16 protein-coding genes and 2 tRNA genes are annotated in these 21908 nt (G+C 63.2%); 14 read left to right on the top strand and 4 right to left on the bottom strand.

The features are described 5' to 3' along the window. The first annotated feature begins 20 nt into the window (after positions 1–20). From gyrB to QRN54_RS26690, 8 genes are all read left to right on the top strand, one after another. A complete protein-coding gene (gyrB, locus tag QRN54_RS26725) occupies positions 21–2057 on the top strand; it encodes a DNA topoisomerase (ATP-hydrolyzing) subunit B (protein WP_003942515.1) in 2037 nt (678 codons plus the stop codon). Positions 2058–2143: 86 nt separating this feature from the next. Further along, positions 2144–4675 carry a DNA gyrase subunit A gene (gene gyrA, locus QRN54_RS26720; RefSeq protein WP_003942463.1) on the top strand — a complete coding sequence of 844 codons (2532 nt, stop codon included), beginning with the start codon at positions 2144–2146 and terminating at the stop codon, positions 4673–4675. Next, positions 4675–6069, top strand: coding sequence for a DUF3566 domain-containing protein (locus tag QRN54_RS26715; protein WP_285183436.1), 1395 nt, complete (start codon positions 4675–4677; stop codon positions 6067–6069). Before gyrA ends, QRN54_RS26715 begins: the two co-directional genes overlap by 1 nt. A gap of 75 nt (positions 6070–6144) precedes the next feature. After that, positions 6145–6218 (top strand) — tRNA-Ile (locus QRN54_RS26710). 176 nt (positions 6219–6394) lie between these two features. Continuing rightward, positions 6395–6467 (top strand) — tRNA-Ala (locus tag QRN54_RS26705). 285 nt (positions 6468–6752) lie between these two features. After that, entirely contained in the window at positions 6753–7862 is a 1110-nt protein-coding gene (locus tag QRN54_RS26700; protein ID WP_007729184.1) for a baeRF11 domain-containing protein, read from the top strand. 62 nt (positions 7863–7924) lie between these two features. After that, positions 7925–9589 carry an alpha/beta hydrolase gene (locus QRN54_RS26695; protein ID WP_285183435.1) on the top strand — a complete coding sequence of 555 codons (1665 nt, stop codon included), beginning with the start codon at positions 7925–7927 and terminating at the stop codon, positions 9587–9589. Positions 9590–9716: 127 nt separating this feature from the next. Beyond that, positions 9717–10994 carry a lipase family protein gene (locus QRN54_RS26690; protein ID WP_215516221.1) on the top strand — a complete coding sequence of 426 codons (1278 nt, stop codon included), beginning with the start codon at positions 9717–9719 and terminating at the stop codon, positions 10992–10994. A 57-nt stretch (positions 10995–11051) separates the two neighbouring features. On the opposite strand, the gene QRN54_RS26685 is transcribed toward QRN54_RS26690, so the two are convergent. After that, the gene (locus QRN54_RS26685; protein ID WP_039973062.1) at positions 11052–11504 is read right to left on the bottom strand and encodes a hypothetical protein; all 453 of its coding nucleotides are present in this window, start codon (positions 11502–11504) and stop codon (positions 11052–11054) included. Between the two features lie 90 nt (positions 11505–11594). Here QRN54_RS26685 and QRN54_RS26680 point away from each other — a divergent pair, with 90 nt between their 5' ends. Both QRN54_RS26680 and QRN54_RS26675 read left to right on the top strand, forming a co-directional pair. Beyond that, positions 11595–12122, top strand: a complete 528-nt coding sequence (locus QRN54_RS26680; RefSeq protein ID WP_007729190.1) for a peptidylprolyl isomerase — start codon at positions 11595–11597, stop codon at positions 12120–12122. A 17-nt stretch (positions 12123–12139) separates the two neighbouring features. Further along, positions 12140–13084 (top strand): rhomboid family intramembrane serine protease, encoded by a 945-nt coding sequence (locus QRN54_RS26675; RefSeq protein ID WP_039973063.1) that lies wholly within the window; start codon positions 12140–12142, stop codon positions 13082–13084. On the opposite strand, the gene QRN54_RS26670 is transcribed toward QRN54_RS26675, so the two are convergent. After that, entirely contained in the window at positions 13077–14000 is a 924-nt protein-coding gene (locus tag QRN54_RS26670) for a helix-turn-helix domain-containing protein (protein WP_007729195.1), read from the bottom strand. The genes QRN54_RS26675 and QRN54_RS26670 overlap by 8 nt on opposite strands. 129 nt (positions 14001–14129) lie before the next feature. Here QRN54_RS26670 and QRN54_RS26665 point away from each other — a divergent pair, with 129 nt between their 5' ends. Both QRN54_RS26665 and QRN54_RS26660 read left to right on the top strand, forming a co-directional pair. Next, on the top strand, positions 14130–15563 hold the full coding sequence (locus QRN54_RS26665; RefSeq protein WP_073512971.1) for an amidase: 1434 nt from the start codon (positions 14130–14132) through the stop codon (positions 15561–15563). 135 nt (positions 15564–15698) lie between these two features. Then, a complete protein-coding gene (locus tag QRN54_RS26660) occupies positions 15699–17042 on the top strand; it encodes an MFS transporter (protein WP_007729201.1) in 1344 nt (447 codons plus the stop codon). Here QRN54_RS26660 and QRN54_RS26655 read toward each other — a convergent pair. After that, positions 17033–18898, bottom strand: a complete 1866-nt coding sequence (locus tag QRN54_RS26655) for a helix-turn-helix domain-containing protein (RefSeq protein ID WP_007729204.1) — start codon at positions 18896–18898, stop codon at positions 17033–17035. The two genes, QRN54_RS26660 and QRN54_RS26655, sit on opposite strands and share 10 nt — an antisense overlap. A gap of 139 nt (positions 18899–19037) precedes the next feature. Between QRN54_RS26655 and QRN54_RS26650 the strand changes: the two genes are divergently transcribed. Both QRN54_RS26650 and QRN54_RS26645 read left to right on the top strand, forming a co-directional pair. Then, the gene (locus QRN54_RS26650; protein ID WP_024487653.1) at positions 19038–20405 is read left to right on the top strand and encodes an FAD-binding oxidoreductase; all 1368 of its coding nucleotides are present in this window, start codon (positions 19038–19040) and stop codon (positions 20403–20405) included. Between the two features lie 122 nt (positions 20406–20527). After that, positions 20528–21376 (top strand): TauD/TfdA family dioxygenase, encoded by an 849-nt coding sequence (locus QRN54_RS26645; RefSeq protein ID WP_050656758.1) that lies wholly within the window; start codon positions 20528–20530, stop codon positions 21374–21376. A gap of 7 nt (positions 21377–21383) precedes the next feature. Here the strand turns inward: QRN54_RS26645 and QRN54_RS26640 are convergent, their stop codons facing one another. Continuing rightward, complete coding sequence (locus QRN54_RS26640) at positions 21384–21875, bottom strand: PH domain-containing protein (protein ID WP_003942511.1); 492 nt, start codon at positions 21873–21875, stop codon at positions 21384–21386. Positions 21876–21908: the final 33 nt, after the last annotated feature.

Raw genomic sequence — 21908 nt, 5'->3', positions numbered from 1 at the left:
AGAAGGAGAGCTACCCACCCGTGGCTGCCCAGAAGTCAGATACAAGCACTTCCAGCAAGGACTACAACGCGTCGTCCATCACCGTCCTCGAAGGACTCGAGGCGGTACGTAAGCGTCCAGGCATGTACATCGGTTCCACCGGTGAACGCGGTCTGCACCACCTCATTTGGGAGGTCGTCGACAACTCGGTCGACGAGGCGATGGCCGGACACGCCACCAAGGTCGAGGTCACCCTCCTCGAAGACGGCGGAATCCGCGTCATCGACGACGGCCGTGGCATCCCGGTCGGCATGCACGCCTCCGGAGTTCCCACCGTCGAGGTCGTGCTGACCCAGCTGCACGCCGGCGGCAAGTTCGACTCCGACTCCTACGCCGTCTCCGGTGGTCTGCACGGCGTCGGTATCTCGGTGGTCAACGCGCTCTCCACCCGCCTCGACGTCGACATCAAGGTCGACGGCTACCGGTGGCAGCAGACGTACACCGATTCCAAGCCGGGAGAGCTCGTACAGGGCGACCCGACGAAGGAGACCGGCACCACCGTCAGTTTCTGGGCGGATCCCGAGATCTTCGAGACCACCCGCTACAACTTCGAGACCGTTGCGCGTCGTCTGCAGGAAATGGCCTTCCTCAACAAGGGCCTGACCATCACGCTGACCGACGAGCGCGCCGAGGTCATCGACGACGAAGCTGCCGAGGTGGCCGAGGCTCCCAAGTCTGCTGCCGAAGAAGCCGAAGAAGCTGCTCAGGCAGCGCCGCGTAAGTCCAAGACCCGTATCTACCACTACCCCGGTGGACTCGAGGACTACGTCCGGCACATCAACAAGAGCAAGACCCCGATCCACAACTCGGTCGTCGGATTCACCGCCAAGGGCACCGGCCACGAGCTCGAGGTCGCAATGCAGTGGAACTCCGGCTACTCGGAGTCCGTGCACACCTTCGCCAACACGATCAACACCCACGAGGGTGGTACCCACGAAGAGGGCTTCCGCGCCGCACTGACCGCAACGGTCAACAAGTACGCGCTCGAAAAGAAGCTGCTCAAGGACAAAGATCCCAAGCTCACCGGTGACGACATCCGTGAAGGACTCGCGGCCATCATCTCGGTGAAGGTCGGTGAACCCCAGTTCGAGGGTCAGACCAAGACCAAGCTCGGCAATACCGAGGTCAAGTCCTTCGTGCAGAAGGCGTGCAACGAGCACCTCGCGCACTGGTTCGAGGCGAACCCCGCCGACGCGAAAACCATTGTGAACAAGGCTGTTTCGTCGGCGCAGGCCCGTGTCGCCGCACGTAAGGCGCGTGAGCTGGTCCGTCGTAAGAGTGCGACCGACCTCGGTGGCCTGCCAGGCAAGCTCGCCGATTGCCGCTCCAACGATCCGGAGAAGTCCGAGATCTACATCGTGGAGGGCGACTCCGCAGGCGGCTCGGCCAAGTCCGGCCGAGACTCGATGTACCAGGCGATCCTCCCGCTTCGCGGAAAGATCATCAACGTCGAGAAGGCGCGTATCGATCGCGTCCTCAAGAACACCGAAGTCCAGTCGATCATCACCGCGTTCGGCACGGGCATCCACGACGAGTTCGACATCGCCAAGCTGCGCTATCACAAGATCGTGCTCATGGCCGACGCCGACGTCGACGGTCAGCACATCGCAACGCTGCTGCTCACGCTGCTGTTCCGCTTCATGCGGCCGCTCGTCGAGCACGGCAAGGTCTACCTCGCGCAGCCGCCGCTGTACAAGCTCAAGTGGCAGAAGGGTGCGCAGCCGGAATTCGCGTACTCCGACCGCGAGCGCGACGCGATGGTCAAGGCCGGCCTCGAGTCCGGCAAGAAGATCAACAAGGACGACGGCATCCAGCGCTACAAAGGCCTCGGCGAGATGAACGCCAAGGAGCTGTGGGAAACCACGATGGACCCGACGGTGCGCGTTCTGCGTCTCGTCACGCTCGACGACGCGGCTGCTGCCGACGAGCTGTTCAGCGTGCTGATGGGCGAAGACGTCGAAGCACGACGCAGCTTCATCACCCGCAATGCCCGGGACGTTCGTTTCCTCGACGTGTAGGCCTGCGGCCCTGTGAGCGGTTGAGGAGTCCCCGGACTCCTTTTCCGCGCACAGGGGCTTGCCCCCTCTTTTAAGAAAGTGAGCTCATGACCGACACCACGTTGCCACCGGACGGTCCGCAACACGACCGGATCGAACCGGTCGACATCCAGCAGGAAATGCAGAACAGCTACATCGACTACGCCATGAGCGTCATCGTCGGTCGCGCTCTGCCGGATGTCCGCGACGGACTCAAGCCGGTGCACCGCCGCGTGCTCTACGCGATGTACGACAACGGATATCGCCCCGACCGCGGATACGTGAAGTCTGCCCGACCGGTCGCCGAGACCATGGGTAACTACCACCCCCACGGCGACTCCTCGATCTACGACACGTTGGTCCGTATGGCCCAGCCGTGGTCGCTGCGTTACCCGCTCGTCGACGGTCAGGGAAACTTCGGATCCCGCGGCAACGACGGCGCAGCCGCCATGCGTTACACCGAGTGCAGGCTCACGCCGCTCGCGATGGAAATGCTGCGCGAAATCGACCACGAGACAGTCGATTTCACCCCGAACTACGACGGCAAGACGCAGGAACCGACGGTTCTGCCCAGCCGTATCCCGAACCTTCTGATCAACGGTTCCAACGGCATCGCCGTCGGTATGGCCACCAACATTCCGCCGCACAACCTGCGTGAAGTTGCCGAGGCCATCTACTGGGCGCTCGAGAACTTCGAGGCGGACGAGGAAGCCACCCTCGCGGCCGTCATGGAGCGCATCAAGGGACCCGACTTCCCGACGCACGGGCTCATCGTCGGTGGACAGGGCATCCAGGATGCCTACACCACCGGCCGTGGCTCCGTTCGTATGCGCGGCGTCGTCGAGATCGAAGAAGATGCCAAGGGCCGCACCACGATCGTCATCACCGAGCTGCCCTACCAGGTCAACCCGGACAACCTGATCACTTCCATCGCGGAGCAGGTTCGTGACGCCAAGATCGGTGGCATCTCCGACATCCACGACGAGTCCTCGGACCGCGTCGGCATGCGCATCGTCGTCACCGTCAAGCGTGACGCCGTTGCCAAGGTCGTGCTGAACAACCTTTACAAGCACACCCAGCTGCAGACCAGCTTCGGCTGCAACATGCTCTCCATCGTCGACGGAGTGCCGCGCACGCTGCGCCTCGATCAGATGATCCGTCTGTACACGACGCATCAGCTCGAGGTCATCGTTCGTCGTACCAGGTACCTGCTTCGCAAGGCACAGGAGCGCGCCCACATCCTGCGCGGTCTGGTCAAGGCGCTCGACGCTCTGGACGAGGTCATCGCCTTGATCCGTGCGTCGCAGACCGTCGACATCGCTCGCGCCGGATTGATGGAACTCCTCGACGTCGACGAGATCCAGGCCGACGCCATCCTCGGCATGCAGCTGCGTCGTCTGGCCGCCCTCGAGCGTCAGAAGATCGTCGACGAGTTGGCCGAGATCGAACTCGAAATCGCGGACCTCGAAGACATTCTGGCTCGCCCGGAGCGTCAGCGCGCGATCGTTCGTGACGAGCTCAAGGAAATCGTCGACAAGTACGGCGACGACCGTCGTACCCGCATCATCGCCGCCGACGGAGACGTCAACGACGAGGATCTGATCGCCCGCGAAGACGTCGTCGTCACGATCACCGAGACCGGTTACGCCAAGCGCACCAAGACCGACCTGTACCGCTCGCAGAAGCGCGGCGGCAAGGGTGTTCAGGGTGCCGGCCTCAAGCAGGACGACATCGTCTCGCACTTCTTCGTCACGTCGACGCACGACTGGCTGCTGTTCTTCACCACGAAGGGCCGCGTCTACCGCGCCAAGGCTTACGAGCTGCCCGAGGCGAGCCGTACCGCTCGCGGTCAGCACGTTGCCAACCTCCTGGCCTTCCAGCCGGACGAGCGCATCCAGTCCGTCATCCAGATCAAGACGTACGAAGACGCGCCTTACCTGGTGCTCGCCACTCGCAACGGTCTGGTCAAGAAGTCCAAGCTCACCGACTTCGACTCCAACCGCAGCGGTGGCATCGTCGCCATCAACCTGCGCGGTGAAGACGAACTGGTCGGCGCTGTCCTCTGCTCCGCCGAAGACGACCTGCTTCTCGTCTCGGCACAGGGCCAGTCGATCCGCTTCTCGGCCACCGACGAGGCACTGCGTCCGATGGGCCGCGCCACTTCCGGTGTCCAGGGCATGCGTTTCAACGGTGACGACGAGCTGCTTTCGCTCAACGTCGTTCGTGAAGGAACGTTCCTCCTGGTCGCCACCTCGGGCGGTTACTCCAAGCGAACCGGCATGGAGGATTACCCGGTGCAGGGTCGCGGCGGCAAGGGCGTGCTCACGATTCAGTACGACAAGAAACGTGGCACTCTGGTCGGTGCGCTCATCGTCGACGACGACGACGAGCTGTACGCGATCACCTCGGGCGGCGGCGTCATCAGGACGGCTGCCAAGCAGGTTCGTAAGGCGGGACGCCAGACCAAGGGCGTGCGTCTGATGAACCTCGGCGAAGGCGACACACTGCTCGCGATTGCGCGCAACGCCGACGAGCCCGAAGAGCTCGCTGCAGAGACCACCGACAACGCAGACAATGCCGATGGAGCTAAGGAGTCCTAGTGAGCACTCCCAACCAGCCGGGCAGTGACCAGAAGAGCGAAAGCACTTCAGGTTCGACGCCACCGAAGCCGGAGCAGGCAACTGCTCCGGCGGGGCCGCAGACCTCGAAACCTGCAGCTCCAGCGGACGGCGGACCCAAAGCTTCCGAGGCAGCTCCGGCGCCCAAGGCACCGGAGCCGCCTCGCGGCCCGTCGGCTCAGAAGCCGGCGGGTGGGGCTTCCGACGCCGCGGGTGCGGCCAAGGGTCAAGCTCCTTCCGCTCCTTCTGTGGCTCCGGCTGCGCCGGTAACTCCGGCAAAGGGTGACGGTCAGGCTCCGCCGCAACCGGTTGCCAATCAGGCTCGTGGCAGCCAGGCGCCGCCGTGGCAACGCGGACCCCAGCCGTCGGGTCAGCCGCAGGGGCAGCCAGCTCAGAACCCCGCTGCTCAGAACCCGGCGTCCAAGGCCCCGGCGTCGAAGGCTCAGCCACCGCAGAATCAGGCTCCGCAAAGTCAGCCGCAGACCAACATCACGCGCCCAGCCGGCGCTGGTGCTCCTGCGGGTCGACCGGCAGCTCCTGCCGGGGGTAAGCCGCCTGCGGGTCCGCAGCGTCCTGCAGCGGCCGGCCCGGCGCAGGGTGGTCCGGCGCAGGGTGGTCCGGCCAAAAACCCCGCGCAGGGTGGTGCGCCGAAGGGACAGCCCCAAGCGGGTCGTCCTGCCGCCGGTGCACAGGCAGGTCGCCCTGCCGGCAACCCTTCGGCGCGTCCCGTCGTGACGGGAACCGCGGCGGCCGCAGCTACCGGTGGTGTCGCCGGCGCGGCAGCAGCCAAGGCTGTTACACCCTCGGGCGCAAATCCCAAGGCTGCAAATGCCACAGTCGCCAATCCCACGGTCGCAAATCCGAAAGCAAAAGCTGCTGCGATCGACGGGCCCACTCGGCACATCGATCGCAAGGATCTACCGAAGGACATGCCTGACCTCTCCGAGGCCAAGCATCCGTTGCCTGCTGCGGTGAAGGGTGAGAAAACTCACGCCGTATCGGCTTCGGTCGTGGACGGTGCGCCGCTGCGCGCAACGGTCCAGATCCGTCGTATCGACCCGTGGTCCACGCTCAAGATCACATCCGTGATCTCGGTGTCGCTGTTCTTCGTGTGGATGGTGGCCGTCGGACTGCTCTACGTGGTTCTCGACGGCATGGGCGTCTGGGATCGCCTGAACAACGCGTTCACCGACATCGTTGCCGACGGCGGCTCCGACGGTCTGGTGACGGCCGGCCAGGTGTTCGGCTACGCCGCGCTGATCGGCATCGCGAACATGGTGCTTTTCACGGCACTCGTCACGATCGGATCGTTCATCTACAACCTCTGCAGCGACCTGGTTGGCGGCGTAGAGGTAACTCTCGCCGACCGCGACTGACCTGCGAAAACATTGCTCCGCCGGGCCCGTTTTGGTGTCAGCGGCCCGGTGGGGTAATCTTTGGAATCGGTTCAGGGGCCTATAGCTCAGGTGGTTAGAGCGCTTTACTGATAATGAAGAGGTCGGAGGTTCAAGTCCTCCTAGGCCCACTCCCATGTGCCGAAGAAGGGTTGCTGGAATGAAGGTTTTCCTGCTTGTCGGGGCCGGAATTCTGGTAGCTCTCGGGGTCACCAAGCTGATCAAAAGTCAGCGCGGAGACAAGGTTTGGCACGATTTGGAAACAGGATAGAACCTAGGTACTCTGACTCCGGTCAGAAAACCGAACGGGGCCTTAGCTCAGTTGGTAGAGCGCTGCCTTTGCAAGGCAGATGTCAGGAGTTCGAATCTCCTAGGCTCCACAGTAAGAAAACACCCTCCCGGGATCCGGGAGGGTGTTTTTGTATGCCGATGTACCCGATCTCTGCTCGCCCCGGCCGGTGCCCGACTTGTGTGGTTCCACCCCACCCCTTCTTGAGCGAACGGCACTTTCGGCGCACTGGAGGCGATGAACATGCCGTTCGCTCGGAGTGGGGTGGCCGGAACCGCGCCCACTATGGACCGTTCGTCCCGAATTCTCCGGAAAGTCTAGTGGTCATAACCAGCCGGGCGTAGCGTGAGGAGAACCCAATTTCAGGAGGTTCGTAGTGCTTCACAACGACATTCCCAGCCACGGTGAAATTGCCGCACTCGCGGAGGTGGAGGGGCCCACCTGCATCACCATCGTGACTCCGACTGAAGATGCGCCGCAGGATCATGACAAAGCGCGCATCGCCTTCAAGGACCAGGTCCGCTCGGCACTCGCATCGGTGGAGGATCCGGCCGAGCGCAAGCAGTTCGAGGCCGAATACGCAGAGCTCGACGACGACGACGATTTCTGGCGCTTCCAGTCGCGCTCATTGGTCACGTACGCGACGCCGGAGCGTCTGGTGACCTTCCGCCTCCCCAACCGTCTGCAGGCGCTCGAAACGGTCAGCGATCGGTTTCATCTCAAGCCGCTGCTCCGTTCGGTGACGTTCCCCCAGACGGCGTTTGTTCTCGCTCTGGCAGAGGGTTCGGTGCGACTGATCGAGATCGCTGCCGATCAGCCGGCCGACGAGGTCCGTGTTCAGGGAATGCCGAAGAATGCTGCGGATCACGCGGGCAAGTCGTCAATCAACAGCCGAACCGAAGCGGGTCGGTTGTCGGGGTCGGACAGCCGAAAGTTGCGCGTCAATCAGTACGCCCGCGCAGTCGATCACGAGGTCCGCGGTGTGCTCGCCGGCCGTGACGTCCCCTTGATTCTGGCCGCTGCGGAACCCATCGCGTCGGTGTATCGCTCCGTGAATTCGTACCGCCACCTGGTCGACAAAACCGTCGAGGGAAACCCGGAAGCCTTGTCGACGCAGGAAGTGGCGGACGGTTCGCGTCCGGCGCTCGACGACTTCCATGCCGAGCAGCTGGCGGCGGTGCGGGACACCTTCAATGTGCGCACGGAACAGGGACGCACTCAGACGGACGTCGCCGACGTGGCAACAGCCGCGACGTACGGACAGGTCGACACCGTTTTCATCGACATCGATTCCGTCGTACCCGGAAGTCTCGATCCCCAGACGGGCGCTCTCACGACCGGTGAGTCGACCAACGGAAGCACCTACGGGGTCGTCGACGAGATCGCTCGTCGTGCGCTCCTGACGGGTGCGCGGGTGCTCGCTGTTCGCGCGGAGGACATTCCGGGCGGCGGCGCAGTTGCCGCGATTTTGCGCTTCGCCCCGTAAACAGACTGGACGCGTGTGCGCCTCGTGACCTGATTCGGGCACGGGGCGCATACGATTCCGGCATGAAACGTGTGTGGGAACGGCTGCGCCTCTATTGCAAGACGCTGCACCCGGTCGGGCTTGCCTTTGCTCTGGTCTTCTTCACCTGGTCGATGAGTCCGTCCCTGTTGCCGCGCGCGTGGTACCTGCAGGGCGTTGCGACGGGCATCTCGCTCGCGATGGGATACGGCGTCGGCGTGACGGTTGCCTGGATGATCCGCAAGTGCGGCGTCGAACCGCAGTGGTCGGACCGCACCAAGAAGATCGGCTGGCGAATCCTGTTGGTCGCGGCCGTCATTCTGGTGCCGACGTTCTTGGTCCTCGGTTCGTGGTGGCAGCAGATCGTTCGCGATCTCGTGGAGGCTCCACGCACCAATCAAGCGAATTATCTTCTGGTGCTGATGATTTCGCTCGGAATCTGGTTCATCCTGCTCGAGGCAGGCCGTCGTCTTCGGTTCACCACCAACAAGCTCACCGCCGTCGCACTACGGTTCGTTCCCCTCGAGGCGGCGAAGGTCGGCAGCTTGATCGTCATCTTCGCCCTCGGCATCTTCATCGTGAACGGTGCGCTGTACAACGGGCTGATCGCCTTCGCGAACTGGAGTTTCTCCGGTGCGGATCACGAAACACCGGACGGCATCGAACAGCCCATGATTGCAGAGCGCAGCGGTTCGCCGATGTCCGCCGAGGCTTGGGATTCTCTCGGCCAGGAGGGGCGCACCTTCATGGGTAGCGGTCCCACCGCAGCCGAGATCTCTGCATTGACCGGACGTGAAGCGAAGCAACCGATCCGGGTGTATGCCGGACGTGAATCCTCGGACTCGATCAACGGTGTCGCACAGCGGGTCGTCGACGAGTTGGAGCGCACCGGCGGATTCGACCGCGGAACTCTCGCAGTTGTCACGACCACCGGTCGCGGTTGGGTGAACGAGGACGTCGCGTCGGCGTTCGAGTACGTCGAGGGCGGGGACACGGCGATCGCGTCGATGCAGTACTCGTTCCTTCCGAGTCCGTTGGCCTTCATCGCCGACCGTGAGACGCCGATGATCGCCGGCCGCGCGCTGTTCAACGCGGTCTACGCCAAGTGGATCGACTTGCCCGTTGAGACGCGACCCGAACTGGTTGTCTTCGGTGAGAGCCTCGGCTCCTACGGTGGCCAGGCCGCATTCGCCGGCGCCCAGGACATGATGACGCGCGTCGACGGCGCACTGTGGGTCGGAACCCCCAACTTCACTGCTCAGTGGCAGGAAATCACGGACAGTCGTGACTCGGGCTCACCGGAGATTCTGCCGGTGATCGACGGTGGCCAGGCAATTCGGTTTGCCGGTGATCCGGAAGATCTGGAGCTGAAGTCGGACTGGGACGACGATCGCATCGTGTACTGGCAGCACGCCAGCGACCCGATCACGTGGTGGTCCTTCGACCTGCTGCTCAACAAGCCGGATTGGCTCAAGGAACCGCTGGGTCGCGACGTGGATCCGGGAATGACATGGGTTCCTCTCGTGACCTTCTGGCAGGTAACCCTCGACATGGTCTTCTCGGCTGACGTCCCGTCCGGGCACGGTCACAATTACGGCGAGGATGCAGCGGACATGTGGGCCAAGATCCTGCACCCCGAGGCCTGGACCTCGGCTGATACCGACAAGCTTCGTGCGCTGCTGACCACCAATCTGGAGCCCACGAAGTAGTCGTAAACGGTTGTAATTCAGCCTGTTAAGGCAAAAACCTCACCAAAAAGTGTTACGTGAGGTATGTGTTACTCTGCGTTCGCTGTGTGCCAAGCCACAGCGCAGGCGAACGTGGGGAGATCGAAACGTGAAGAGCAGAGCATGGTGGGCGGCCGGGGTCTCCGTCGCGGCACTGGTCATGGGTGCTGTGACGGCCCCTGCCGCAACGGCGGAGCCGGCGGATTTCTACACGCCGCCGTCGGAGCTTCCGGCAGGTGCCAACGGAGATCTCATCAAGAGTGAGCCGTCACCACTGCTGCTGAGCGTGCCCGGATCGAACGGTGCGTGGCCGGCAACCGCCACCAAGATCATGTACCGAAGCGAGGACGCCAAGGGCGCCCCCGTTGCCGTGACGGGCACCTATCTCGAACCGTCGAACCCGTGGACCGGGCAGGGGGCGCGTCCACTGGTTGCCGCAGCGGTAGGAACGCATGGGCAGGGCGATCAATGCGCACCATCCAAGCTGTTCAACACCGGTATCGAGTACCAGTTCCCGACGGACGTCATGGTCGGCTACGAGTCCATCTGGGTGAACACGTTGCTGCTCAACGGCATTGCCGTCGTCGTCACCGATTACGAGGGCCTCGGAACTCCGGGCGATCACACCTACGTCAACCGTGAAGCCGAAGCACACGCGGTTCTGGACTCGGTGCGAGCCGCTCAGCAACTCCCGAACGCGAGCATTCCCGCCGACGGCCCCGTCGGACTGTGGGGTTACTCGCAAGGTGGTGGAGCTGCCGCTGCCGCAACGGAATTGAAGCCGTCGTATGCTCCCGAGCTTGATCTCAAGGGCACCTACGCAGGTGCACCGCCCGCCGATCTGGCGGCGACGCTGCAGCAGGTCGACGGCACGTTCCTCACCGGAGTGATCGGATACGCGCTCAACGGGATCCTTGCCCAGTACCCCGAGGTTCAGCCGCTGCTCGACGCCGAGATCAACGATCGCGGCCGACAGATGTTGGCCGCCACCAAGAACCAGTGCGTCGCCGAAAGTGGATTGCAGTTCGGCTTCCAGCAGTCGTCGAGCTTCACCAATTCCGGTGAATCACTCTCCGCAGTTCTGGCGCGTCTACCCATGGCGCAGGCAATCCTCGACGAGCAGAAGATCGGCAAGCTGACGCCGGAGTCGCCCGTGCTCATTCAGCATGGCCGCTCCGACGACATCGTTCCGTTCGGCCAGGGACAGCAACTGGCGCGAGACTGGTGCGGCAAGGGCGCGACGGTGCAGTTCTCCGTCAACGAACTGCCCCCGATCATTCCGGGACTGGCAATCAATCACGCGACGCCGTACCTGGTGGGTACCCCCGAATCCGTCGGATACATGATCGATCGCTTCAACAACGTCCCGGCACCGTCCAACTGCTGAACGTGAACATCGAAAAGCCCCGGAACACAATCTGTTCCGGGGCTTTTCGTATGTCGACTAAGCGGTCTTCTCGGCCGAGTTCTCCTCGAGGCGAGGGGGTGCGGAAGCGACCGGCGGATGCTCGCGTCGGCGGCTCTTGAAGAACACCGCGCCACCGATCACCGCAACACCGGCGATGACGAACACGGTGACGCGCTTGCGACCGCGAGGCTTCTCGGTGCGTTCCGTGGATTTCGTGGGGATGGCCTTTGCGCGCTCGACGCCCTTCTTGGCGAGGACTTTGCCCTGACGACCCAGGAACAACCCGACCTGCCCAGCGCCGCGAGCGACCGACGTGGCGACCACCGCAGCGATGCGGCGAGCGTTGTCGGCTGCCTCGGACTCCTTGATGCGAGCCGCTGTCTCTTCGAGGTAGGCGGCAGTCTCGTCGAAGGTGTCCTCGACGCGGGCGCGCGCGTGATCGAAGGTGTCGGGCAACTGCGTGCTGAGGGACTCGGTCACTCGTGTCATGACTTCACTGTGCCATAACAGTGGGGCGAGGACAGGGAGACTTTTGCGGGGCGACATCCGCGAGAACGCCGGCAATGGCACGATGGTGGTGTGACTTCAACTCATCAGACCGCAACCGCAACGCTGCACACGAACCGCGGCGACATCAAGATCGCTCTGTTCGGCAACCATGCGCCGAAGACCGTCGAGAACTTCGTCGGCCTCGCCGACGGCTCGAAGGAGTACACCACCGCAAACGCCGCCGGCACCAAGACCGGCCCGTTCTACGACGGTGCCATCTTCCACCGCGTCATCGACGGCTTCATGATCCAGGGTGGCGACCCCACCGGAACCGGCACCGGCGGCCCGGGCTACAAGTTCGGTGACGAGTTCCACCCGGAACTGCAGTTCGACCGCTCCTACCTGCTGGCCATGGCCAACGCAGGCCCGGGAACCAACGGCTCGCAGTTCTTCATCACCACCGGCCCGACGCCGCACCTGAACCGTCGCCACACCATCTTCGGTGAGGTTCTCGACGACGATTCCAAGAAGGTTGTCGACGCTATCTCCTCCACCGCCGTCGATCGTGGCGATCGTCCGGTCGAGCCCGTCGTGATCAACAGCATCACCATCTCCTGAACAGGTAAAACAAGCAGATGACGAACCCCGGTTGGGGCGGCGGTGCGAGTGAGGGCATCCCGCCCCAACCGCGGTGCGTCCGCCATCCAGATCGACCTACCGCACTTTCCTGCAATCGGTGTGGACGTCCGGCATGCCCGGACTGTCTCCGTGAGGCGGCGGTGGGATACCAATGTGTTGACTGTGTAGCTGCCGGCCAACGCGATGTCCGTCCCGTTCGGGGCGTCGCCGGAAATGCCGTGAGCCCCACCCGCGCGGTCCCGGTCGTGACGTACACCTTGATGGGGCTCAACGTCCTGGCGTTCCTCGCCACCTTCGCGCAGTCGCGAAGCATCATGAACAATCAGGTCGGCTCGTCGATCTTCGCGAACTGGGCACTCAATCCGGGTCTGGTCGCCAGCGGTGACTGGTTCCGGCTCATCGGCTCCGGGTTCTTGCACTTCGGCATCTTGCACCTCGCGGTCAACATGTACGCCCTCTACATCCTCGGACGCGACACCGAAATCGTGATGGGCCGCTCGAGGTACATCGGCATCTACCTGGTTTCGCTTCTCGGCGGTTCCGCCTCGGTGATGGCATTCCAGCCGGTGTTCTCCTCGCTCACGGCCCTGTCCTGGACTGCTGGGGCGTCGGGTGCGATCTTCGGCATCATGGGCGCACAGGCCGTCCTTCTATTGCGTTTGCGTCGAAGCCCGGTCCCGATCATCTCGGTGATCGCGATCAATGTGATCATCAGCATTTCGCTGCCCGGGATCTCGTTCTGGGGTCACGCGGGAGGTCTGGTGGCAGGTGCCGCAACGGCCGCTGCATTCCTGTACGCCCCGCAGTGGTTGGGCGCCGGTGAGAACCGCGTGAAGGCGGTGCGGATCGGCTGGATCGCTTTTGGTGCCGTCACCGTGGTGACAATCGGAGTCATCGTGCTCCGCGTCGTTCAACTGCGCGAACAGCTGGGAATCAGTTAGCGAGCAATCCCCATCGGGTCGCCAGTGCTGCCGCGGCGGTTCGATTGGGGACGCCTACTTTCCGAATCACGCGTTCGACATGTGTAGCAATCGTTGCTGCTCCGATCCCCAGGCGTGCTCCGATGGCCGTGTTCGAATCCCCGGTCGGTATCAGTGCGAGTACTTCCAGTTCGCGTCGAGTCAATCCCATCGGTGGCTCGATCGAATGCCATTTGACGACGGCGAGGCCCCCTTGGGTCGGCGTTACCTCGAGACGAATCACCGAAGTCCCGTCGAGTGACAGGTAAGTGGCGGGGGCACCCGTTCGGGCACTTTCGGCGCCGGCGTGCCGCACCGCTATCGGCAGTTCGCGAGAGCCGTCGACGACGGTGCCGTCCGGAGCGATCAGAGCTGTCGGCCGTGAATCGGGCAACGCCTTCCGGCTGGGCTCGTATGGGTCGAGGGCAGCGGCCAACGACGCTGCGAGCAGAGCGATCGTCACTTTCGATTGATCGTCGAGATAATGCCCCGGTGTTGTACTCGCGTTGAACATTCCTAGATAGCGACCGTCGCCCGCAAACAGACACTGGCTGATGCCGTCGCTGTAGAAGGGTGTGATGACGGTATCGAACAGAACTCCGGTCCGCAGATGATCGTCGACGTCGTGCAGAACGATCGGCAGCCGCTGCCCTTGAAGCTGTTCGAAGACGGGATGTGCTGCCATTCGAGTATTGACGACGTCGAGGGATGCCGCCGGGTATCCCAGGCTCGCGACTGTTCGGTGGGTGCGTTCGGACGGATCCCACCGTGACAGTCCGGCGTGGTGGTACGGCACTGCTTCCTGCAATTCGAAGAGTGCGCGCGCCGGGACCATCGCGGGTAAGGCGTCGCGCAGCCTCAGCGCGGCAGCCAAGCGTCTCGAGGTCGGATCAGCCATCCCTGAATTATGCCTTGGGTCACAGCACGAGTCCGCTGTCTCCGCATCCCCTGATCGACGGACTCGTCCGAGCGCACCTGCTCCTAGGTTCTCCTCCATCACTGGACCTCGAGCACTTGGAGCACGACGATGGATGTTTCGGATTACGCAGCCTGCGATGCGACTGAGCTTGCCTCACTGATTGCAAGCGGGCAGGTGAGCGCTTCTCAGGTGCAGTCTGCGGCAGCAATTGCGCTGGATCAGGTGGACAGTGAACTCGCAGCAGTGGTCGGTGATCGATTCGACCCCTTGGACTACAACGCCGACGGGCCATTTTCCGGAGTGCCATTCGCGATCAAAGATCTGATCATTCACGCCGCGGGCGTCCCGCAGCGTAACGGCAGCAGGTTGTTCGGAGACGGCGTCACGTATCCGTACGACAGCCATCTGATGGCGCGTTTTCGGCGGGCCGGCCTTGCAACCATGGCGGTTACGACGTCACCTGAAATGGGATTCAACGCGACGACGGAGGCAAAGGCCTACGGCAAGCCGACCCGCAATCCCTGGGATACCACTCGCAGCCCCGGAGGTTCCAGTGGCGGATCGGCGGCCCTTGTTGCGGCAGGCGCACTTCCGATGGCTCACGCGAACGACGGCGGAGGTTCCATTCGTATTCCAGCGGCGGCGTGCGGGCTCGTCGGGCTCAAGCCGAGCCGCGGACGGGTAAGCCCTGGTCCCGACTACTCGGATCCACTGCTGGGCATGGGAATTGAATTCGCCGTCACCAGAACCGTGCGTGACTGCGCATCGTTGTTCGACGCGGTCGCGGGGACGGAGCCGGGCGACAAGTATCTGTTTCCGAGTGCGGTCGACTCGTTCGCGGAAAGTGCCGCACGGGAGTCAAGGCCGCTTCGGGTTGCCGTCTCCGTCGATTCCGGTGATCCGCGTCGGCCGGTCGATCAGCAGTGCGTACTGTCGGTGAAGGCGGTTGCCGCACAACTGGAATCGATGGGCCACCTCGTCGAGTACGCGGCGCCATCGATCGATATGGAGATGTTCAATCGTGCGAACCTCGATGCGTGGTGCAGTTTTCTTGCGCAAGCTGTGGCAGGTGCGGGTGAACAACTGGGATTCACTCCCGGCACGGATCACCTCGAAGCGACCACTCTCGCGTGTGCCGAATACGGCGCGAAACTCGGTGCGCGGGACGTTTTTGCGGTGGAGAACGTGTTCAACACCGTCCGACGTGAGTATGCGCGGTTCCTGGGGTCCTATGACGTGATCTTGACGCCGACAACCAGCTCACCGAATACCGAATTGGGACATCTCGACGCAGACGACGATGCATTGGACGCACAGGGTTGGGCGGACAAGATTTTCGAGTTCGGTTCGTTCACCGCAATCTCGAACGCGACCGGCAATCCTGCCATCTCGTTGCCGCTGTGTACCTCGTCCGAGGGCTGGCCGATCGGGATTCAGTTCATCGGTGCTTACGGAGACGAGGCGAAGCTCCTCGCGTTGGCGGGTGACCTGGAGAAGGCTATGCCCTGGGAGCATCGCAGGCCGACGGTATTTGCGCGATAGTTGTGGAGCTTTCCTCCACGTTGCGCGCCAACTCATGGGTGAACTTCACATAGGTTGAGGTCAGCGGTGCTTCTACTGTGGCTTGAGTCACTTCGTAGATAGCAACGCTGACCTTTTCCGAGGAGTACCCCTGCAATGACCTCCACCGATAGCACCACCACTGACGGTGGGGTTGCGCCGAGCGAGATCGAAACTCGCGTGGTGAAGAAGGTAGCGCGCCGGCTGATTCCCTTCCTGATCCTGCTCTATTTCGTGAACTATCTGGATCGTACGAACATCGCTTTCGCCAAGCTCACCATGAGCGCCGACCTCGGTATGACCGAGACGATGTTCGGGCTCGCATCCGGACTCTTCTTCGTCGGCTATCTGCTGTTCGAGGTGCCGAGCAACCTGGCCCTGCACCGCTTCGGCGCCCGGCTGTGGATCGCGCGGATCATGCTCACCTGGGGCATCCTCGCCGCTGCGCTGGCATTCGTGCCCAATGTCGGCAGCCTCTATTTCCTCCGCATACTGCTGGGCATCGCCGAGGCCGGCTTCTTCCCCGGAGTTCTTCTCTACCTGACCTTCTGGTTCCCGAAGAAGTACCGCGTACGCCTGATGGGTCTGTTCCTGCTGACACTTCCGCTCTCGTCGGCGCTCGGTGCCCCGCTCTCGGCGGCCATCATCCAGTACGGCGACGGCCTGTTCGGCCTCGCCGGATGGCGCGTGATGTACCTGATCGAGGGTCTGCCCGCCGTGATCTTGGCGTTTGTCGTCTGGTTCTACCTCACCGACCGTCCCGCCGACGCAAAGTGGTTGACCCTCGAGGAGCGCACCTGGCTGATGAAGTCCATGGCCGACGAGGAGAAAGAACTCGGCGACGCCGGTCACCAGTCCGCCGGCAAAACCCTGCGCGATCCCCGCGTCATCGGTTTCGGTCTGGTCTACTTCGGAATCACGTACGGCCTTTACGCTTTGAGCTTCTTCCTGCCCAGCATCGTCGCAGGATTCAAGCAGACGTTCAACACCGATTTCTCGCTCGTCGAGACAGGCCTGATCGTGGCCGTCCCCTACGCGATCGGCGCTGTCGCGATGGTGCTGTGGAGCCGCCATTCCGACAAGACCGGTGAACGAATGTGGCACGTTGCAGCCCCGACGCTCCTGGGCGCGGTATCCATTCCGATTGCGCTGTACCTGGATTCACCGTTCACCGTCATGATCGCGGTCTCGCTCACCGCCGTCGGCGTGCTGTGTGCACTCCCCGTATTCTGGTACCTTCCCACCACGTTCCTGACGGGTGCCAGCGCGGCCGCGGGCATCGCCATGATCAACTCGATCGGCAACGCGTCGGGCTTCGGTGCTCCGTACATCACCGGCTGGCTCACCGATGTGACCGGAAATGCCAAGGCAGGACTGTGGGTGGTGGGCGCCGTGATGCTCTGTGCCGCAATCCTTGTGGTGGCACTGGCAAAGCGATCGAGCAAGCCCGCTCAGATCTGACCGAGTTTCCCGGCACTGGCACGCAGCCGGATCAGGAGCGCAAGATCGAGCGCCTGGTCCGGCTGACGCCACTGTGTACCGATCAATCGGTCGATCGACTCGAGCCGTTGGTACAGAGTGTTGGCGTGAATCGCGAGCGCGGCGGCGGTCGCGGAGTGCTTGCAATTGTGTGACAGGTACGACGCGAGGGTGTCCAATAGCGGAACGCCGCGTCGTTGCTCCTCCTCGAGGAGAGGACCGAGGGAACGCTCTGTCAGGGCTTCCAGTTCTTCGCGGCCGGTGCGGCTGAGGAGAATTCGGTAGATGCCGAGTGAACTTGCCGGTTCCACGTGGGAGGCCCGACCGAGAGTCTCGAGGACGTCGACGGTGTGCTGTGCCTCGACATACGCCCGCGCCAGACCTTCCGCTCCCACCGCGGGATCGGCGATTCCCACTGTCGGGTTCTCCGCCGGCTGAACCCACGCCGCCGCAACTGCTGCCGGTGACATTCCGGGAATCAGTGCGATGACTCGTGAACCATGTTCGGCAACAACGGTTCCCGAGGGGAATGCAATTTCCTCGATACTGCGACGCGCACGGTCGACGGCGTCGGCCGGGCGGGCCACCACGACGGTGTACGAGCGGTCAGGATTGAGCCCGGCCAGGCGGAACTGACCGGTGACCTCGGCCGGCGTCGGCGCAGGCCTGGTGATCAGATCGACCAGAAATGCATCGCGTGCTCGGCGGGTGGCTTCCCGGGCTGCCCGTTCGCCGACCAGTGCCAGCGCAATGGCGGGAGCAGACCTTTCGAGTGCCAATCTCATGGCGGCGGTGGGTTCCTGGCGCGAGAGTAGGAACAGAACTCCGAGTTGGTCACCGGCACTGCGTACTTCGGTGGAGAACAGGAACTGCTCACCGACGATAAGCGTCACTTCCTGCTCGCGTCGGTCGGCGGCAAGGATGTCGAAGACCCGATGCACGCTCTCGCTCACCCGTTGCAGTCCCGGTGGGATCTCGGATGTTCCGGTCACGAAGAACACGGGCGAGCCCGTCGACGCCGAGGTTTCCTCCACGAGTTCACGGACTCCACCGCCGCGCAGGACAACTTGTGTGAGCGAACGATCCCAGGTCAGCGTCTGTTCGAGAAGTGCTGTGCGCTTGGCAAGTTCGGTGTTCGCTGCATTCACTTCTGCAACCGTCGCGCGATAGCGTTCGAGAGAGCGGGCATTCTCGATGGCTACCGAGGCATGAGCTGCGAGGGCGGACAGCAACGCAACTTCCTCGTTGCCGAATCGACGCTCCTGACGCTTGCACGCGCAGAGGGCACCCAGGATCTTGCCGTTCAAAGTCAGCGGAACGGCCAACAGGCCGCGCATGTTCTCGGCCCGTGCTGCGTCGTCGGCCGGTCCGATATGTGCAAACGAGGGATCGTTTCGGTAGTCGGGAGACCAAGCAGGAGAAGAGTTCTCGACCACGCGACCGATCAGACCTTCGCGGAAGGGAACCGTGAGGCCGAGCAATTGGGAGGTGTACGCACCGCTCGTGACTTCGATGATCAAGATGTCGTCGTGAATGAGAGCAAGGTACGAAAGGTCGACGCCGAGTAGTCGTTTGGCCTGATCCACGATCTCCTGCAGGAGGGCGTGGTGATCGTGCATCGTGGTCAGCAGCGACGCGATGTCGTTGAGTGCCCCGAGTTCGGTGGCGCGCTGTCGGCGCTGAGCCAGGAGACTTCGTAGTTGAAGCGCCGATCGGGCTTCTCGCTCGATCTCGGCGGCGACCTCGGGGCCTGACCCAGCGGCCAACTGATCGCGGTGTTCGATCAGTTCCTCGGTGGATGCCTCGGCCAGGAGAAGCTGTAGCCAGTTCTCGTGCATCCGCGCTCCCTTGTCAGACCAACTCGTCAGACCAACTCGTCAGACCAATGATGAGTATGGAGAGAATGTCCATACAGTTTCCGGTTTCTCGGAGTAAATCTACATGGGGCGGTGTAGCCGCCGTCACTATCGTGGAGACATGACACTCCTCGAGGCGCTCGGCTCGCAGATCGATGCGGATCGACTGATCACCGACCCCGACATCATGGCGAGCTACATCCACGACGACGCCGAGTGGGCTCCCTACGAGATGCCGGTCGCAGTGGTCCGCCCGCGCACAGCCGAGCAGGTACAGACAGTTGTGCAGGCGTGCATCGCCCACGGTGCGCCCGTCGTCACGCGCGGAGCCGGAACCGGTCTGTCGGGCGGAGCCAACGCAGTCGCCGGCGGCGTCGTGATCGCATTCGACGCGATGAACGCCATCAAGGAGATCAACACCCTCGAGCGTTTGGCCGTGGTCGAACCCGGAGTGGTCAACGATCACCTCCGCGACGCCTGCGCCGAGCACGGCCTCTGGTATCCGCCCGATCCAGCCAGCGCGCCCTGGTCGACGATCGGAGGCAACGTCGCGACCAATGCCGGCGGCCTGTGTTGCGTCAAGTACGGCGTCACCAAGGACTACGTGCTGGGCATGCAGGTGGTCACCGGAACCGGTGAGCTGGTTCGGCTCGGGCGTCGAACTGCCAAGGGAGTGGCTGGGTTTGATCTCTCGGCACTCATGGTCGGCTCCGAAGGCACTCTCGGGGTGATCACCGAGGTGACCGTCAAGCTTCGTCCTCAGCGCGATCCCGAACGCACCATCGTCGGATACTTCGACTCCATCGTCGCTGCGGGCAAGGCCGTCGAAGCCGTCGCCGCAGACGGTCTCACGCCGTCGGCCCTCGAGTTGATCGATCGGCAGTGTCTCCTTGCCGTCGATGCCTGGAAGAACATGGGCCTCTCGGCTGACGCCGAGGTGGTCCTGCTCGGCCGCATCGACACACCGGGCGAGATCGGCGACGCCGAAGCTGAGCGAATGTTGGCCTGCTTCAACCGCTCTGGAGCTACCTGGAGCGCCAGATCCACCGACCAGGAGGAAGCCGACGCCCTGTTCTCCGCCCGGCGTCTGGCATACCCCGCCCTCGAGCGGCTCGGCCCGGTGCTCACCGAGGACATCTGCGTCCCCAAGGCGGCGGTCCCGGAGATGTTGGCGCGCATCGAGGCCATTTCGGCCCGGCACGACACGCACATCGCGAACATCGCGCACGCGGGTGACGGCAACCTGCACCCGCTGCTGATCACGCCACACGACGACGAAGCGGCGCGGAGGCGCGCTCAGGCCGCTTTTGCCGAGATCATCGACAATGCCCTCGAGTTGGGCGGAACCGTCACCGGTGAACACGGCGTCGGCCTGTTGAAGATGGGTGGTTTGGCGCAAGAACTGTCACCAGCCGTCGTCGCGATGCATCATGCGATCAAAGGCGCACTCGACCCCCACGGAATAATGAACCCCGGCAAGGTGATCTGAAAGGCCGGGTGATCTGAAGGCTGGCTCCGTAACCGAATCGGTTTCCGGAGTTACGCCGTCGAAATGACGAGTTCCTACGCTCGAGTTGAACCGTTTGGCCAACTCGACGTATGGAGTGATGAATGTTCTCTTCCGATTTGACGCTGGCAAGTGTTGTTCCGCGGCGCGTGGAGACGGTCGAGGCCGTCCGGGCGGCAATCGCTCTCGACGGCGCCGCGGTGTTCGGTGGCCTGCACACCGAGGAAGATGCCATTGCCTTCGCGTCGAAGTTGCTCGGTGAGAAGTGCATTCGCGTCGGCCGCCAGTTCGAGGCGAGCGCCAAAAGTCAGGATGCCGAAGCCGCTGTCGTCGACACGCAACCGGTGGACGAACGCGGCCGCAAGCGCTCGTTCGGTTTCTCCGGCGAGCGGATGACCGCCCACAACGACGGTTTCGCGTTCGGCGATTACGCTCCCGATTACCTGTTTCTGTGGTGCAAGCGCCCGGCGTACCCGAGTGGCGGCGACTCGTTTCTCATCGACGCGGTCAAACTGACCCAATTGCTCGCCTTCGATCCCGCAACAGCGGAGCTGGCCGAATTCTGTTGGAGCACAGACATCGACCATTCGGAACCGAACTTCCCGCAGAACACATTTGCGCCGATCGCCAGGACGGTGCCGAGTGGACGCAACCAGGTTCGCTATCACCCGTACCTCGCGCCGATCGCCGGTGAATCGGAAGTAGCGCAGTGGCCGCTGGTGAAGCAGTGGAGTGAGGCTGTGATTCACGTGCGAGACAGCGGTCCGATGTTCCGCGCCGAAGCCGGCGAGATGATCTGCATCGACAACTACCGGGTACTGCACGGCCGCGACGGATACACCGACCCCGGCCGTGAGCTGTACTCGATCTGGGGATGGTCGAGCGACGCAGTCGCGGTGCCGCAGCAGGCTCTCGACATCGTGCAGCCGGACCTCGCGGCACTGGCCATGTAACCAGCGCTTATTTCTCGGGCGGCACCAAACCGTGGACGGCGAGCACGTCCAGGACGTCCTCCGGTGACGTGCCGAGATCCCAGCGTCCGAAGATCAACAGCTTCTCCGTGTCGGTGGGACGGTCGACGATGTCGATCTCGAGCATAGGGACGCGTCGACCCAGACGCGGGTAGCGGACGAGACGGACCCGGTCGATCTGTTCGCGGGTGAACTCGTGGCGGGCGCGCAGGCGCTGCACCGCGATCGACTTGGTTCCCGCGTCTTCGATCACAGCCAGGCGGGGACGCTGACGCAGGGCGAGTCCGCCCATCACGAACAGACCGATCACCGCGAGGGCGAGCAGGAAGCGGCCGGCAGGCTCCGTGGGCGCGATTATCGAGGCGATCGCGAGGGCAATTCCGCCGCCGAACATCGCGTAGACAACACCCATCGGAGTGGCCCACGAGATCACCTCCGTGACGTTGTCACGAGGCTGTGGATGAAATTCATCCTCGAGCATGTGGATAACTTCCTAGGTTGTCCACAGGAGTTA

Source organism: Rhodococcus sp. MEB032, from assembly GCF_030208925.1.
In the GTDB taxonomy this organism is placed as follows: domain Bacteria; phylum Actinomycetota; class Actinomycetes; order Mycobacteriales; family Mycobacteriaceae; genus Rhodococcus_F; species Rhodococcus_F qingshengii.
Note: the sequence above shows the minus strand (reverse complement) of the source record. Positions and strands in the feature narration are given on the sequence as shown.